This window comes from Azospirillum sp. (assembly GCF_035628975.1).
In the GTDB taxonomy this organism is placed as follows: domain Bacteria; phylum Pseudomonadota; class Alphaproteobacteria; order Azospirillales; family Azospirillaceae; genus Azospirillum.
The window spans coordinates 1-13,969 of record NZ_DASPIS010000024.1; the positions used below are offsets into that span (position 1 = coordinate 1).

Here is a 13,969-nt window from a genome sequence, read left to right on the forward strand (position 1 = left end):
CGAGAAGGACGAGAAGCACCGCACCGTCAGCTTCACCGAAGCCGGCCAGGAGCATATGGAGCAGCTGCTGGGCCAGGCCGGGCTGCTGAAGTCGGGCGGGCTCTACGACATCCAGAACGTGGCGCTGGTCCACCATTCGCAGCAGGCGCTGCGCGCCCATATGCTGTTCCAGCGCGACAAGGACTACATCGTCAAGGACGACAAGGTCGTCATCATCGACGAGTTCACCGGCCGCATGATGGAAGGCCGCCGCTTCTCCGAAGGCCTGCACCAGGCGCTGGAAGCCAAGGAGAAGGTGACGATCCAGCGCGAGAACCAGACGCTGGCCTCCATCACCTTCCAGAACTATTTCCGCATCTATCCGAAGCTGGCCGGCATGACCGGCACCGCGCTGACCGAGGCGGCGGAGTTCGGCGAGATCTACGGGCTCGAAGTGGTCGACATCCCGACCAACGTCCCGGTCAAGCGCATCGACCACGACGACGAGGTCTATCGCACCGCGACCGAGAAGTACCACGCGATGATCGACCTGATCGAGGACGCGCGCAAGCGCGGCCAGCCGGTGCTGGTCGGCACCACCTCGATCGAGAAGTCGGAGCTGCTGGCGGAGCTGCTGACCAAGCGCGGCATCCCGCACAACGTCCTGAACGCCCGCCACCACGAACAGGAAGCCTACATCGTGGCCCAGGCCGGCCGCGCCGGGGCGGTGACCGTCGCCACCAACATGGCCGGCCGCGGCACCGACATCCAGCTGGGCGGCAACCTCCAGATGCGGATCGAGGTCGAACTGGCCGACGTGCCCGAGGGTCCGGAGCGTGAGGCCCGCATCAAGCAGATCGAGGCCGAGATCGCCGAGGCGCGCGAGACGGTGAAGCAGGCCGGCGGCCTCTATGTCGTCGGCACCGAGCGTCACGAAAGCCGCCGCATCGACAACCAGTTGCGCGGCCGTTCCGGCCGCCAGGGCGATCCCGGCACCTCCAAGTTCTTCCTGTCGCTGGAAGACGACCTGATGCGGATCTTCGGGTCGGAGCGGATGGACAGCATGCTGCAGCGTCTCGGCCTGAAGGAAGGCGAGGCGATCATCCATCCCTGGATCAACAAGGCTCTGGAAAAGGCGCAGCAGAAGGTCGAGGCGCATCACTTCGAGGTCCGCAAGAACCTGCTGAAGTTCGACAACGTCATGAACGACCAGCGCAAGGTCGTCTATGAACAGCGCCACGAGGTGATGGAGAGCGAGGACATCGCGGAGGAAATCCGCGAGATGCGCCACCAGATCATCGCCAACATGGTGTCGACCGCCATTCCGGCCAACAGCTACTCCGAGCAGTGGGACATCGACGGCCTGCACGAGGCGGTCAACCGCGTGCTGGGCATGGATCTGCCGGTCCAGGAGTGGGCCAAGGAAGAGGGCATCGCCGAGCCGGAGATCGAGGAGCGCGTGCGCGAGGCCGCCGACCGCAAATATGCGGAGAAGGAGGAGACCTACGGCGCCGAGACGATGCGGCATGTGGAAAAGAGCATCCTGCTCCAGATCCTGGACCAGGAATGGAAGGACCATCTCCTTCAGCTCGACCACCTGCGCCAGGGCATCAACCTGCGCGCCTATGCCCAGAAGGATCCGCTGAACGAATACAAACGCGAGGCCTTCGAGCTGTTCGACACCATGCTGATGGCGCTGCGCGAGCAGGTCACCACCATCCTGATGCATGTCGAAATCCGCATGGCCCCCTCGCAGGAGGAGCTGTTCGCCCGCCAGATGCAGGAGATGCACGAGGGCCGCACCGATCCGGCGCTGGCGATGGCCGCCATAGGGGCGGGTGACGGCGACGCCCTGCCCGACGGCATGGTCCGCGCCTCGTCGCTCGCCGGCACGCCGGAGGACCAGCCCCTGCCGGCGGACGTGATGGAAAACACACCGCGCAACGCCGCCTGCCCCTGCGGCTCCGGCAAGAAGTTCAAGCACTGCCACGGGCGCATGGCGTAAGGGGCGACCGGTGGGGGTTACTGCGCCCCCTCCCTCCCGCTCTGGCGAGCGGGTCCCTCCCTCCCCCGCTTTGCGGGAGAGGGAAGATTGGCGTACAGCGGCAGTTCCCTCTCCCGCATTAGCGGGGGAGGGTTACGGAGGGGGCAAAAGTCTCCCATTGAAACCAACCCCTCCCCACCCCGTTTCCCCTCCGTGACCACGAGGAAACGGGACGCCATGTTGGAAGAGTTCAAGAAATTCATCAGCCGCGGCAATGTCGTGGAACTGGCGGTCGGCATCATCATCGGTGCGGCCTTTACGGGAATCGTCAATTCCCTGGTCAAGGACATCCTGATGCCGCCGATCGGCTGGATCATGGGCGGGATCGATTTCTCGAACTATTTCTTCAGCCTGTCGGGCGGCCATTACGACTCCCTGCAGGCGGCCGAGGCGGCTGGCGTCGCCACCGTCAACTACGGCCGTTTCATCAACGCCTGCATCAATTTCCTGATCGTGTCGGGCGCCCTCTTCATGATCGTTCGGCAGGTCAACCGGCTGCACATCCTGCACAAGGAAGTGCCGAAGACGCCGCCGCGGCAGGAACAACTTCTGGAGGAAATCCGCGACGCCCTGCGCGCCCAGTCCAAAGGTGTCTCTACCGCAGCTTCGTCGTCCGACCGCTCCTCCTGACGGCACCTTCCCTCGAAACGGGTATTTGTCACGGGTTAAGGAGAACCCCCCGTTGCCGAGGCCGGGCGAACGGGCTACCCTCTCCGGCGAGATGGCGAGAGCGGGGCGGTGGCCACCGGATGACGGCGCCCGGTCCCGCCATCGCCATGCGCCCCCCGGCAAAAGCCCCCGGCCAGAGCGATGTCAATGTCCGTCCACCGCGTCCCGCCCGCCATCCGCACCGGAACCAGAGGATGAGCCTCGATCCGCGGACCGCCCGTCATGGACGATCTGCGGGCCGGCCCTTCGGGAGCCGGCACCCAGGGGGGCGCCTGGGGGGCCGGTGTCTTGCCGGCGGGCTGGTCGCCCTGCGCCTGCTTGCCGTCCTGCTGCTGCCGATGCTGGTCGGCGGCCCGGCCGTGGCGATCAACTCGCCACCGCCTGCCGGGCCGGCGCCCGAGGCGGGACCGCGGCCGGCCGAGGTCCGGGTGGCGCTGGATGACAATTATCCGCCTTACAGCTTCCGCAACGCCGACGGCACCCATGTCGGGATCGTGAAGGACCTGTGGGCGCTGTGGTCGCAGCGGACCGGCGTCGCAGTGCGGATGATGCCGAGCGACTGGATTCTGGCACGCCACGCGGTCGACACCGGTGCCGCCGACGTGATCGAGACCATCTTCCGCAACGGCGCGCGCGATGCGCGCTACGACTTCTCCACCCCCTACGCCCGCGTCGACGTGCCGATCTGGTTCAGCAGCGACCTCAGCGGGATCATCGGGGTGGACTCGCTGCGCGCCTTCACCGTCGGGGTCAAGGACGGCGATTTCTGCGCCGAATGGCTGACCGACCAGGGCATCACCGCGTTCCAGCGTTTCCCCGGCTTCGAGAAGATGGTTGACGCCGCCGCCCGGCAGGAGACGCGGGTCTTCTGCATGGACGACCCGTCGGCCACCTATTACTTGACCAAGCGCGGGGTGCAGGGACGCTTCCGCTACACCGACCCGCTCTACACCGGCGAACTGCACTGGGCGGTCCGCAAGGGCGAGGCGGCGCTCCACCGCCTGATCTCCGAAGGCTTCGCCCGCATCACACCGGAGGAGCGCAAGGCGATCGAGCAGCGTTGGATCGGCCGCAGCCTGGGCGGGGTAAGCCCCGGACTGATCGACCTGCTGCTCAAGCTGCTGGCTGGGGTCGCGGTGCTGGGCATCGGCGCGCTGGTCTGGGTGCTGCTGCTGCGCCGGCAGGTGGAAAACAAGACGGAGAGCCTGCGCACCGCGGTCGCCGCCCTGACCGCCAGCGAGGAGCGCGTCCGCACCATCTTCGACAGCGTCACCGACGCCATCTTCATCCACGACCTCGACAGCGGCGCCATCCTGGAGGTCAACCGCCGGATGGCGGAGATGTACCGCATTGGCGACACGCCGCTGACGGACATCCATGTCGGGATGCTCAGCTCCGGCGTGCCACCCTACACGCGGGACGAGGCGGGGGCCTGGATCCGCAAAACGTCCGGCGGCGAGCCGCAGCTTTTCGAATGGCATGCCCGCCGGCTGGACGGCACCCTGTTCTGGGTGGAGGTCAGCATGCGGCGCGCCACCGTGGACGGCAACGACCGCCGCCTGCTGGTCGTCGTGCGCGACATCACCGAGCGCAAGGCGGCGCAGGAACGGGTGGAGTATCTGGCGCGCCACGACGTGCTGACCCTGCTGCCCAACCGGCTGCTGCTGCAGGACCGCACCGAACAGGCCCTGGCGCGGGCGGAACGCAGCGGCCGGCTGGTGGCCCTGGTCGCCTGCGGGCTCGACCGCTTCAAGACGGTGAACGACAGCCTCGGCCACGCCGTGGGCGACGCCCTGCTGCGCGCGACGGCGGAACGGCTGAAGGCCGCGGTGCGCGATACCGACACCGTCAGCCGCAGCGGCGGCGACGAGTTCATCCTGCTGCTGTCCGGCCTGCCCGACGGCGACGCGGTGGTCGAAACGGTCGCCTCCCTGCACGAGGCGATGGCGGCTCCCTTCCAGATCGACGGGCACGAGCTGACCGTCACCCTGTCCTCCGGCGTGGCGCTGGCGCCGGCCGACGGCAAGCACTTCGCCACCCTGCTGAAGAACGCCGACACCGCCCTGCACCACGCCAAGGCCGCCGGCCGCGACACCCACCGCTTCTATGCCGAGGCGATGAACGCCGAAGCGGTCGCCCACCTGTCCACCCGCAGCGGCCTGCGCCGCGCGCTGGAACGGGGGGAGTTCCTGGTCCACTACCAGCCCCAGGTCAGCCTGGAGACCGGTGCCGTCGTCGGCGCCGAGGCGCTCGTGCGCTGGAACCATCCCGACAAGGGCATGATCCCGCCCGGCGCCTTCATCCCGATCGCCGAGGACAGCGGCCTGATCGTTCCCATCGGCGCCTGGGTTCTGGCGGAGGCCTGCCGTCAGGCGGCGGCATGGCAGGCCCGCGGCCTGTCGCTGTCGGTCGCGGTCAACCTGTCGGCCCTGCAGCTCCAGCGCAGCGATCTCGTCCGCACCGTCACCGGGGCGCTGGCAGACAGCGGGCTGGACCCGCTGCTGCTGGAACTGGAGCTGACCGAATCGATGCTGATCCAGAACACCGATCTGGTGATGGACAATCTGCGCCGGATCAAGGCGATGGGTGTGCAGGTGTCGATCGACGATTTCGGCACCGGCTATTCCAACCTGTCCTATATCGGCCGCCTGGCGGTGGACAAGTTGAAGATCGACCGCAGTTTCGTCGCCGACCTCACCCGCAGCCACGACAGCGCCAAGATCACCGCCGCCGTCATCCAGATGGCCCACGGCCTGAACCTGACCGCCGTGGCGGAGGGCGTGGAGGATGCCGAAACGCTGGAAGCCCTGCGTCAGATGGACTGCGACGTCGCCCAGGGCTATTTCCTCGGCCGCCCCGGCCCGGCCGACGCGGTGGAACGCGCCGCCCGGCAGGTGAACCCGTTCAAGGTCGGGGTCTGAACCGGCAGTTCCCTTACTGTCCCTTCACCAGCGCGACAAGCTGGTCGAGCGCGGTCCCCCACCCCTGGTGGAAGCCCATCTCCTCATGCTGCGTCTTTGCCGCTTCGTCCTTGTGGAAGGCGATGGCGGTATAGAGCGTGCCGCCGGCCGTCGGCTCTATGGTGACCGATGCGGTCATGAATCCGCCGCCGGTGGGACGGAACCCCGGCCCCAGCGCGTCGGTGAAGACAAGAAGCCTCTCCGGCTCCACCGCCAGGAAGCAACCGGTGCTGTCGTTCCTTTCGCCGTTCGGCCCCTCCATCACCGTGCGGAACTTGCCGCCGGGCCGCAGGTCGATCTCACAGGCGGTGGTCCGCCAGGGGGCCGGCGTGAACCACTTCATCAGAAGCTCCGGCTCGGTCCAGGCCCGCCAGACGAGCTTCGGCGGAACCGCGACCTCACGCTTCAGTTCAAGGTCGAGCTGCGGATTGAAAGACGCTGCGGTGTAAGCGGTCATGGGGTCTCTTCCTCCCGTTCGTTCAGGTCCAGCACCAGGCTGTCCAGTTGGTCGAGCCGCTTGGTCCAGAGGTTCCGCTGGGTTTCAAGCCAGCTTTCCGCCGCCGCCAGCGCCTCCGGCTTCAGCGTGCAGGTGCGCACCCGACCGACCTTCCGCGTTTCGACGAGTCCGCTGTCCTCCAGCATCTTCAGATGCTGAAGAAAGCTCGGCAGAGCCATCTCGAAAGGTCTCGCAAGATCGCTGACCGACGCCGGCCCGCGCCCAAGCGCCTGAATCACCGCCCTGCGCGTGGGGTCTGCCAGCGCGCGAAAAGTCATGTCGAGTGCCACATCCATGACGGCACCCTACCGGCAACAAATACTTAGGTCAACGCCTAACTATTGTGATCAGGCTGCCCCACTCGCCACATGCAGGCTGATCACCCCGGCGACGATCAGGGCGATGCCCACCACCTTCATCACCGTCAGCGATTCCCCGAACACGAATACACCGATGGCGGCGATGGCCGCGGTTCCCGCCGCCGACCAGATGGCGTAGGCGATGCCGACCTCGATGGTGCGCAGCGCCTTTGCCAGCAGCACGAAGGCAACGCCATAGCACAGCACCACCACGGCCGCCGGGCCGAGCCGCGTCATCCCGTCAGACATCTTCATCGCGGAGGTGCCGACGATCTCGAACAGGATCGCGACCGCCAGATACAACCAACTCATCGCCGTCAAATCCCGCCCAGCCCCGCGAAGCCGATCCCGCGGGCGGCGCGCAGGATGGACCGGGCGAAGGAGCGCCGCAAGAGCGGCCGAACAAGCCCCACGCCAGACACCCAAGGTTGACGCCACGCCCGGCGGGCCCTAGGGTCTTTGCCCTCATTCCTTGACTTTATCTATCTGGTTTCGAAAGGGTCCGACGATGACCGGCGAACGGGATCTGGCGTTGCAGGCGAAGGCATGGCCGTTCGAGGAGGCGCGCAAACTGGTCGCGCGCTTCGCGAAAGCGCCGCCCGCCAAAGGCTATGTCCTGTTCGAGACCGGCTATGGTCCGTCGGGCCTGCCGCATCTCGGCACCTTCGGCGAGGTGGCGCGCACCAGCATGGTGCGCCACGCCTTCCAGACCATGAGCGACATTCCGACCAGGCTGTTCTGCTTCTCGGACGACATGGACGGCCTGCGCAAGGTCCCCGACAACATCCCCAACAAGGAGATGGTGGCGGCCAACCTGGGCAAGCCGCTGACCCAGGTGCCCGATCCCTTCGGCACCCATGACAGCTTCGGCGCCCACAACAACGCCCGGCTGCGCGCGTTCCTCGACAGCTTCGGCTTCGAGTACGAGTTCCAGTCCTCCACCGACTGGTACAAGTCCGGCCGCTTCGACGAGGCGCTGCTCGGCATCCTGCGCCATTACGACGAGGTGATGGCGGTGATGCTGCCCACCCTCGGCGCCGAGCGTCAGGCGACCTACAGCCCTTTCCTGCCGGTCTCGCCCTCCACCGGCCGCGTCCTGCAGGTTCCGATGCTGGAGCGCAACGTCGATGCCGGCACCATCGTCTTCGAGGACGAGGACGGCAAGAAGGTGGAGCTGCCGGTCACCGGCGGCCATGTGAAGCTGCAGTGGAAGCCCGACTGGGGCATGCGCTGGTTCGGCCTGGGCGTCGATTATGAGATGTACGGCAAGGATCTGATCCCGTCGGCCGACCTCGCCGGCAAGATCTGCAAAATCCTCGGCGGCACCCCGCCGGAAGGCTTCAATTACGAGCTGTTCCTCGACGACAAGGGCCAGAAGATCTCCAAGTCGAAGGGCAACGGCCTGACGATGGAGGAATGGCTGGCCTACGCGCCGCAGGAAAGCCTCGCCCTCTACATGTTCCAGAAGCCGAAATCGGCCAAGCGCCTGTATTTCGACGTCATCCCGCGCGCCGTCGACGAGTACCTGACCTTCGTCGACAAGGTGCATGGCGAGGAGCCGGCGAAGAAGCTGGAGAACCCGGCTTGGCACATCCACAACGGCAAGCCGCCGGCGGTGCGCTCCGACGTATCCTTCAACCTGCTGCTCAATCTGGCGGGTGCGGCGAATGCCGAGACCAAGGACACCATGTGGGGCTTCATCCGCCGCTACGCGCCGGACGCCACGCCCGAGAACAGCCCCTTCCTGGACAGCATGGTCGGCTACGCCGTGCGCTACTACCAGGATCAGGTGAAGCCGACCAAGCAGTTCCGCGCGCCCACCGATGCGGAACGCGCCGCCCTGCAGGATCTGCTGGCCAAGCTGGACAGCCTGCCGGCCGACGCTCGCGCCGACACCATCCAGAACGAGGTGTTCGAGGTCGGCAAGACCCACGGCTTCACCGAACTGCGGGCGTGGTTCCAGGCGCTGTACGAGGTGCTGCTGGGCCAGACCACCGGTCCGCGCATGGGCTCCTTCATCCAGCTCTACGGCATCGACGAGACCAAGGCGCTGATCCGCGAGAAGCTGGCGGCCTGATCCCGTCCTTTCCATTCGGATGAAAGTGGGGCGTCGAAAGGCGCCCCCCTTTTCGTTTACGAACTATTGCGAATGTTATCGTTTTCGAATTTGATCGTTCGTCTGACCTGCGACTCCCGATATGCCGATGAAATGGGCAGAACGCTGCATTCTTGCCCATCCGCTGGGCAATCCAAGCCCTATTCCATACCGCGCTATGCGGATGTCGCACCGCACCAATTCGAAAACCGTGGTACCGCTAACACGGCCGTGGCCGTACACTCCGCCCCGTTACTGCATTTTGCAGTGCGTTTCCTCCCTAGACTAAAGGCCGCGCCCGCATGGGCTGCGGCCCTTTTTTTGCTCTTCGCCGGGAGGACGGCGGCTGCGGACGGCCAGCCTTCTTGAAGCAAGCCTCCCTCGAGCCACCCTTACTTGAAGAATGCGTGGATCGGCGCATACTGGCTGCGCATCTTCCGACGGAGCTTCCGATGCCAACGGCACGTCCGCACATGGTGCCTGGCACCACCAGGCGTCCAACGAACCTGTCGCTGCGGGCTGATCTGTTGGATCGGGCCGAAGCACTGGGTGTCGATGTCTCCAGAGCCTGCGAGCGCGGTCTGGAATTGCAGATTTCGAACACCGAGGCGCAACGGTGGCTCGAAGAAAACCGCGCAGCGATCCAGTCGTCGAACGCCTATGTGGACGCCCACGGACTTCCGCTGGCCAAGCATCGCCCCTACTGATCGCCGAACCGATGGCAAAGTTCGATGTCCACCGGCGGCAGGACGGTCCCGGCTACCTGCTGGAACTGCAAGCCGACATCCTGAGCGGCCTGAACACGCGGTTTGTGGCGCCGCTGCTCCCCCAGTCCGCTGCTCCACAGCCTGCACGCAGGCTGAACCCGACATTCGACATCGGGGGCGAGACCGTTGTGATGGTAACCCAGTTCTCCGGCGTCGTTCCCTTATCCGAACTCGGGCAGCCGGTCTGCTCCCTGATTGCCCATGACACCGCAATCACCGCTGCGCTCGACATGCTGATCTGCGGTTGCTGACTACCCCCGCAAGCACTGCGCGACACCCAAAGCACCCCGCGCGGATAATAGCGCAGGATGTCACGGGCTCGGCCGTAGCCGTATTAGGGACCCGTTAACCAGGGCGGCGCTTCGATAGGGTGGATGCTCCCACCACCGCCCTCGCCTCGCCTGAGCGGCGGCGCAACCCGAAGGTCCATGGTCCGGTGACAGCCCGGCGCTCCCCATCCCGCTCCTCCCCCGCTCTCCCGCCGGAGACGGATGGCGGAGTCGCGCCCGAGCTGATGGACTATCTGTTCGCCGAGTCGCAGGACGGCACGCCCCCTTCCGCCCCCCTTCCCGCACAGCCCGGCCGCGGCGTCGCCCGTCAGGTCGGCGACGTGCTGGTCGAGTCGCGGCTGGCGGGCATGGGCGATGCCGACGTTCGCTCCACGCTGGCGCGCAAGCTCTGCCGCCTGTTGCCCGACCTGCCGCCGGGCGGGGCCGACACCGTCAGCACCGTCGCCGTGCGTGCACTGGAACAGCTGGCCCGCGACCACATCGTCCGCGTGCGCGAGGCGCTGGCGACAGCGATCAAGGACATCGCCTGCGCGCCCCCGTCGGTGGTGGCGACGCTGGCACGCGACGTCGAGCAATCGGTGGCCGAGCCGGTTCTGCGCTGCTGCGCCGCGCTCAGCGACGAGGATCTGCTGGACATCGTCGCCGCCGCCCCTGCCGGTTGGGCATTGTCCGCCATTGCGCGGCGCCACAGCATCGGTACCGCCCTGTCCGACGCCATCGCCGGCAGCGGCCATGCCGAGGCGACCGGCATCCTGCTGGACAACAGCGGGGCGGTGATCGCCGAACCGACGCTGGAATCGCTGGTGGAGCAGTCCGCGCACCATCCCGACTGGCGGGAGAAGCTGGCCCGCCGCCCCGCCCTGCCCCGTCGGCTGGCGCTGCGGCTGGCGGATTTCGTCGATTTGGCGGTGGTGGAGCATTTGCGGCGGCGTCCCGACTTCGACGACGCCACGGTGGCGGAGATCGCCGCCGCCACCCGCCGCCGCATCGACTGGGCCGAAGCCCCGGAAGCCTCCGAGCCGCCGGAACGCCGCGCCGTCCGCCTGCACCGGTTGGGCAAGCTGGACGAAACCGCTCTGGGTGACGCGATGTCGTGGAACGAGGCAGGATTCGTTCAGGCGGCACTGACTCTCCGCGCCCGCGTGGCGCCGGAGGTCGTGGAGCTGATCCTGGACTCCCACGATCCGCAGGCGGTGACGGCGCTGGTCTGGCGTGCCGGCCTGTCGATGCGCTGCGCCATGCAGATCCAGGCCCGCGCCGCCGGCATCCACCCGCGCGCCATGCTGAACGCTCGGCAGGGCAGCGGCTTCCCGCTGTCCACCGCCGAGATGGCCCGGCACCTGGAACGCTACGGCATCGGGCCGTAGGGGCGTTATGCCCCCTCCCTAGCCCTCCCCCTCTTCGAGGGAGAGGGGACTGCCGCAGCATTGCAAACTCCCCCTCTACCGCCGAAGGCGGGGGAGGGAGGGACCCGCTCGCGAGAGCGGGAGGGAGGGGGCATCGCCGAGCACCCTCAACACTCCCCAATCCCTTACTGCACGCCCCCGCGCGGCATCGGCTGGCGCGGCGTGGCGCGGCCGGTCTGCGGGACCGGGGTGTCGGGCGAGACCTCCTTGTAATAGGGGCCGCGGTCGGTCGGTCCTTCCATCGCCTCGGCCGGGGTGACGATCTGCTCGCCGGTGCCGGCGTCGAAGGCGATCAGCGCCTGCTGGCGGACTTTCAGGCAGGCTTCGCGCTTGGCAGCCATCTCGGCCGACTGCGAGCCGTCGAGCGCCACCAGCGGCAGCACCCAGTTGGACCGCTGGTCGGCGGGGATCGAGGTGTAGACGTAGTTGGTCAGCGGCTGGCAATAGGCGACGCTGGTTTCCGCCGCCGCGTCGGTGATCGGGGCGGCGGCGATGGCGGCACCATAATCGCCGACCGTCTGCGCCTGGGCGCCGCCGGCGGCCGAGACAGTGGCGAGGCCGGCGGCGAGCGCCAGCGACATGGTCAGACCGGGAATGAAACGGGCCACGAGCTTGGCCATAAGCGCTCTCCTTCGACCATATTCGAACAAGGTAAGGACCGGACGCGAACCATACGTATAAAGCCGAACGCTCCGGCCGTTGGAAAGGATCATCGGGGGTGCGACGCAAAGCTGCAATGCCCCGCTTGCGGTGATGCTTGCCCTCCGCGACAAAACGCGCTACCTACGCTTCCGAAATCTCGGGGCGCTGGATCCCTAAGACGTTAGAATGACCAACGGTTCTAGTCTCCCGCTGAATGGGGGACGCTCAAACGTTTTAGGGAACGCTCCATGGCTCGCAAGAAGATTGCGCTCGTCGGTGCCGGCCAGATTGGCGGCACGCTGGCTCTGCTCGCTGCTCAGAAGGAACTGGGCGACGTCGTCCTGTTCGACATCGCCGAAGGCATGCCGGCCGGCAAGGCGCTGGATCTCGCCGAAACCTCCCCGGTCGAGGGCTTCAACGCCAGCCTGACCGGCGGCAACGACTACTCGATCATCGAGGGTGCCGACGTCGTGATCGTCACCGCCGGCATCCCGCGCAAGCCGGGCATGAGCCGCGACGACCTGATTGGCATCAACAGCGGCGTCTGCAAGACCGTCGGCGAGGCCATCGGCAAATACGCTCCGAACGCCTTCGTCATCGTCATCACCAACCCGCTCGACGTGATGGTGTGGGTGCTGCAGCAGGCCTCCGGCCTGCCGCCGGAGCGCGTGGTCGGCATGGCCGGCGTGCTCGACTCGGCCCGCTTCCGCTACTTCCTGGCCGAAGAGTTCAACGTTTCGGTCGAGGACGTCACCGCCTTCGTGCTGGGCGGCCACGGCGACACCATGGTCCCGCTGGTGCGCTACTCCACCGTCGCCGGCATCCCGCTGCCCGATCTGGTCAAGATGGGCTGGACCACGCAGGAGAAGCTGGACGCCATCGTTCAGCGCACCCGTGACGGCGGCGCCGAGATCGTCAAGCTGCTGAAGACCGGTTCGGCCTTCTACGCCCCGGCCGCTTCCGCCATCCAGATGGCCGAGTCCTACCTGAAGGACCAGAAGCGCGTCCTGCCGGTCGCCGCCCACCTGAGCGGCCAGTACGGCCAGGACGACCTCTACGTCGGCGTCCCGACGATCATCGGCGCCGGCGGCGTCGAGAAGATCATCGAGATCGAGCTGAACGACGAAGAGAAGGCGATGTTCCAGAACTCCGTCGACGCGGTGAAGACGCTGGTCGACGTCGTGAAGAAGCTGGACGCCGAGAAGTCCGCTTCCTAAAGAACGGACTGCGCGTTCTCCGGCGCCCTCCCGGCCCATTTTCCGGGTCGGGACGGCGCCGGTGGTGCGCCCGTCTTGTCCTTCAGTCGACCCGTTCTCGTCAGCCGAACCAAAAAACAGATGGACGCCCGATGAACATCCATGAGTACCAGGCGAAAAGCCTGCTGAAGAAGTACGGCGTCGCGGTCCCCCGCGGCGGCGTTGCCTACACCCCGCAGGAGGCCGAGACGGTCGCCCGCGAGCTCGGCGGTCCGGTCTGGGTGGTGAAGTCCCAGATCCATGCCGGCGGCCGCGGCGCCGGGCGCTTCAAGGACAACCCCGAGGGCAAGGGCGGCGTCCGCGTCGTCAAGTCGATCGAGGACGTCGGCAAGAACGCCGCCGAGATGCTGAACCACGTCCTCGTGACCAAGCAGACCGGCGCGGAAGGCCGTGAGGTCAAGCGCCTCTATATCGAGGAAGGCGCCGACATCAAGCGCGAGCTGTATCTCGGCATGCTGATCGATCGCGCCACCGGTCGCGTGACGATCATGGCCTCGACCGAAGGCGGTATGGAGATCGAAGAGGTCGCCCACAACACGCCGGAGAAGATCGTCAAGGTCGCCGTCGACCCGGCCACCGGCATCCAGGGCTACCACACCCGCAAGGTCGCCTTCGCACTGGGCCTGGAAGGCAAGCAGGTCGGTGCCGCCGCCAAGTTCATCCAGGCCGCCTATCAGGCCTTCGTGGACCTGGACTGCGCCATCGTCGAAATCAACCCGCTGATCGTCACCGGGTCGGGCGACATCCTGGCGCTCGACGCCAAGATGAACTTCGACGACAACGCGCTGTTCCGCCACAAGGACGTGGAAGAGCTGCGCGACGAGGCCGAAGAGGATCCGGCGGAGATCGAGGCGGCCAAGCACAGCCTCAACTACGTCAAGCTCGACGGCAACATCGGCTGCATGGTGAACGGCGCCGGCCTGGCGATGGCCACCATGGACATCATCAAGCTGTATGGCGGCGAGCCGGCCAACTTCCTCGACGTCGGCGGCGGCGCCACGAAGGA

At 66.8% G+C, this 13,969-nt stretch carries 13 protein-coding genes; 9 read left to right on the forward strand and 4 right to left on the reverse strand.

Annotated features, from left to right (window positions below; genetic code table 11):
* The 3 genes from secA to VD964_RS04935 form a co-directional block, all read left to right on the forward strand.
* On the forward strand, positions 1-1,984 hold a 1,984-nt coding region (gene secA, locus VD964_RS04925), incomplete at its 5' end, for a preprotein translocase subunit SecA (RefSeq protein WP_324866160.1).
* Between the two features lie 216 nt (positions 1,985-2,200).
* On the forward strand, positions 2,201-2,653 hold the full coding sequence (mscL, locus tag VD964_RS04930; RefSeq protein ID WP_324866162.1) for a large conductance mechanosensitive channel protein MscL: 453 nt from the start codon (positions 2,201-2,203) through the stop codon (positions 2,651-2,653).
* 233 nt (positions 2,654-2,886) lie between these two features.
* Complete coding sequence (locus tag VD964_RS04935; protein WP_324866164.1) at positions 2,887-5,613, forward strand: EAL domain-containing protein; 2,727 nt, start codon at positions 2,887-2,889, stop codon at positions 5,611-5,613.
* A gap of 13 nt (positions 5,614-5,626) precedes the next feature.
* On the opposite strand, the gene VD964_RS04940 is transcribed toward VD964_RS04935, so the two are convergent.
* From VD964_RS04940 to VD964_RS04950, 3 genes are read right to left on the reverse strand one after another with little or no spacing between them, the layout of a single operon-like run.
* The gene (locus VD964_RS04940; protein ID WP_324866166.1) at positions 5,627-6,109 is read right to left on the reverse strand and encodes an SRPBCC family protein; all 483 of its coding nucleotides are present in this window, start codon (positions 6,107-6,109) and stop codon (positions 5,627-5,629) included.
* Positions 6,106-6,444 (reverse strand): metalloregulator ArsR/SmtB family transcription factor, encoded by a 339-nt coding sequence (locus tag VD964_RS04945; RefSeq protein ID WP_324866168.1) that lies wholly within the window; start codon positions 6,442-6,444, stop codon positions 6,106-6,108. The genes VD964_RS04940 and VD964_RS04945 overlap by 4 nt, the downstream gene beginning before the upstream one ends.
* A 51-nt stretch (positions 6,445-6,495) precedes the next feature.
* Complete coding sequence (locus VD964_RS04950; protein ID WP_324866170.1) at positions 6,496-6,819, reverse strand: multidrug efflux SMR transporter; 324 nt, start codon at positions 6,817-6,819, stop codon at positions 6,496-6,498.
* Positions 6,820-7,015: 196 nt separating this feature from the next.
* Here VD964_RS04950 and VD964_RS04955 point away from each other — a divergent pair, with 196 nt between their 5' ends.
* From VD964_RS04955 to VD964_RS04970, 4 genes are all read left to right on the forward strand, one after another.
* A complete protein-coding gene (locus VD964_RS04955) occupies positions 7,016-8,584 on the forward strand; it encodes a lysine--tRNA ligase (RefSeq protein ID WP_324866172.1) in 1,569 nt (522 codons plus the stop codon).
* Between the two features lie 470 nt (positions 8,585-9,054).
* On the forward strand, positions 9,055-9,309 hold the full coding sequence (locus VD964_RS04960) for a type II toxin-antitoxin system CcdA family antitoxin (protein ID WP_324866174.1): 255 nt from the start codon (positions 9,055-9,057) through the stop codon (positions 9,307-9,309).
* Positions 9,310-9,320: 11 nt separating this feature from the next.
* Positions 9,321-9,620, forward strand: a complete 300-nt coding sequence (locus VD964_RS04965) for a CcdB family protein (RefSeq protein ID WP_324866176.1) — start codon at positions 9,321-9,323, stop codon at positions 9,618-9,620.
* 119 nt (positions 9,621-9,739) lie between these two features.
* Entirely contained in the window at positions 9,740-11,026 is a 1,287-nt protein-coding gene (locus VD964_RS04970; RefSeq protein WP_324866179.1) for a DUF2336 domain-containing protein, read from the forward strand.
* Between the two features lie 164 nt (positions 11,027-11,190).
* On the opposite strand, the gene VD964_RS04975 is transcribed toward VD964_RS04970, so the two are convergent.
* Positions 11,191-11,685 carry a hypothetical protein gene (locus VD964_RS04975; protein WP_324866181.1) on the reverse strand — a complete coding sequence of 165 codons (495 nt, stop codon included), beginning with the start codon at positions 11,683-11,685 and terminating at the stop codon, positions 11,191-11,193.
* Positions 11,686-11,955: 270 nt separating this feature from the next.
* Here VD964_RS04975 and mdh point away from each other — a divergent pair, with 270 nt between their 5' ends.
* A complete protein-coding gene (gene mdh / locus VD964_RS04980; RefSeq protein WP_149228032.1) occupies positions 11,956-12,924 on the forward strand; it encodes a malate dehydrogenase in 969 nt (322 codons plus the stop codon).
* A gap of 131 nt (positions 12,925-13,055) precedes the next feature.
* The coding region (gene sucC / locus VD964_RS04985) for an ADP-forming succinate--CoA ligase subunit beta (protein ID WP_324866184.1) at positions 13,056-13,969 on the forward strand (914 nt) is incomplete at its 3' end.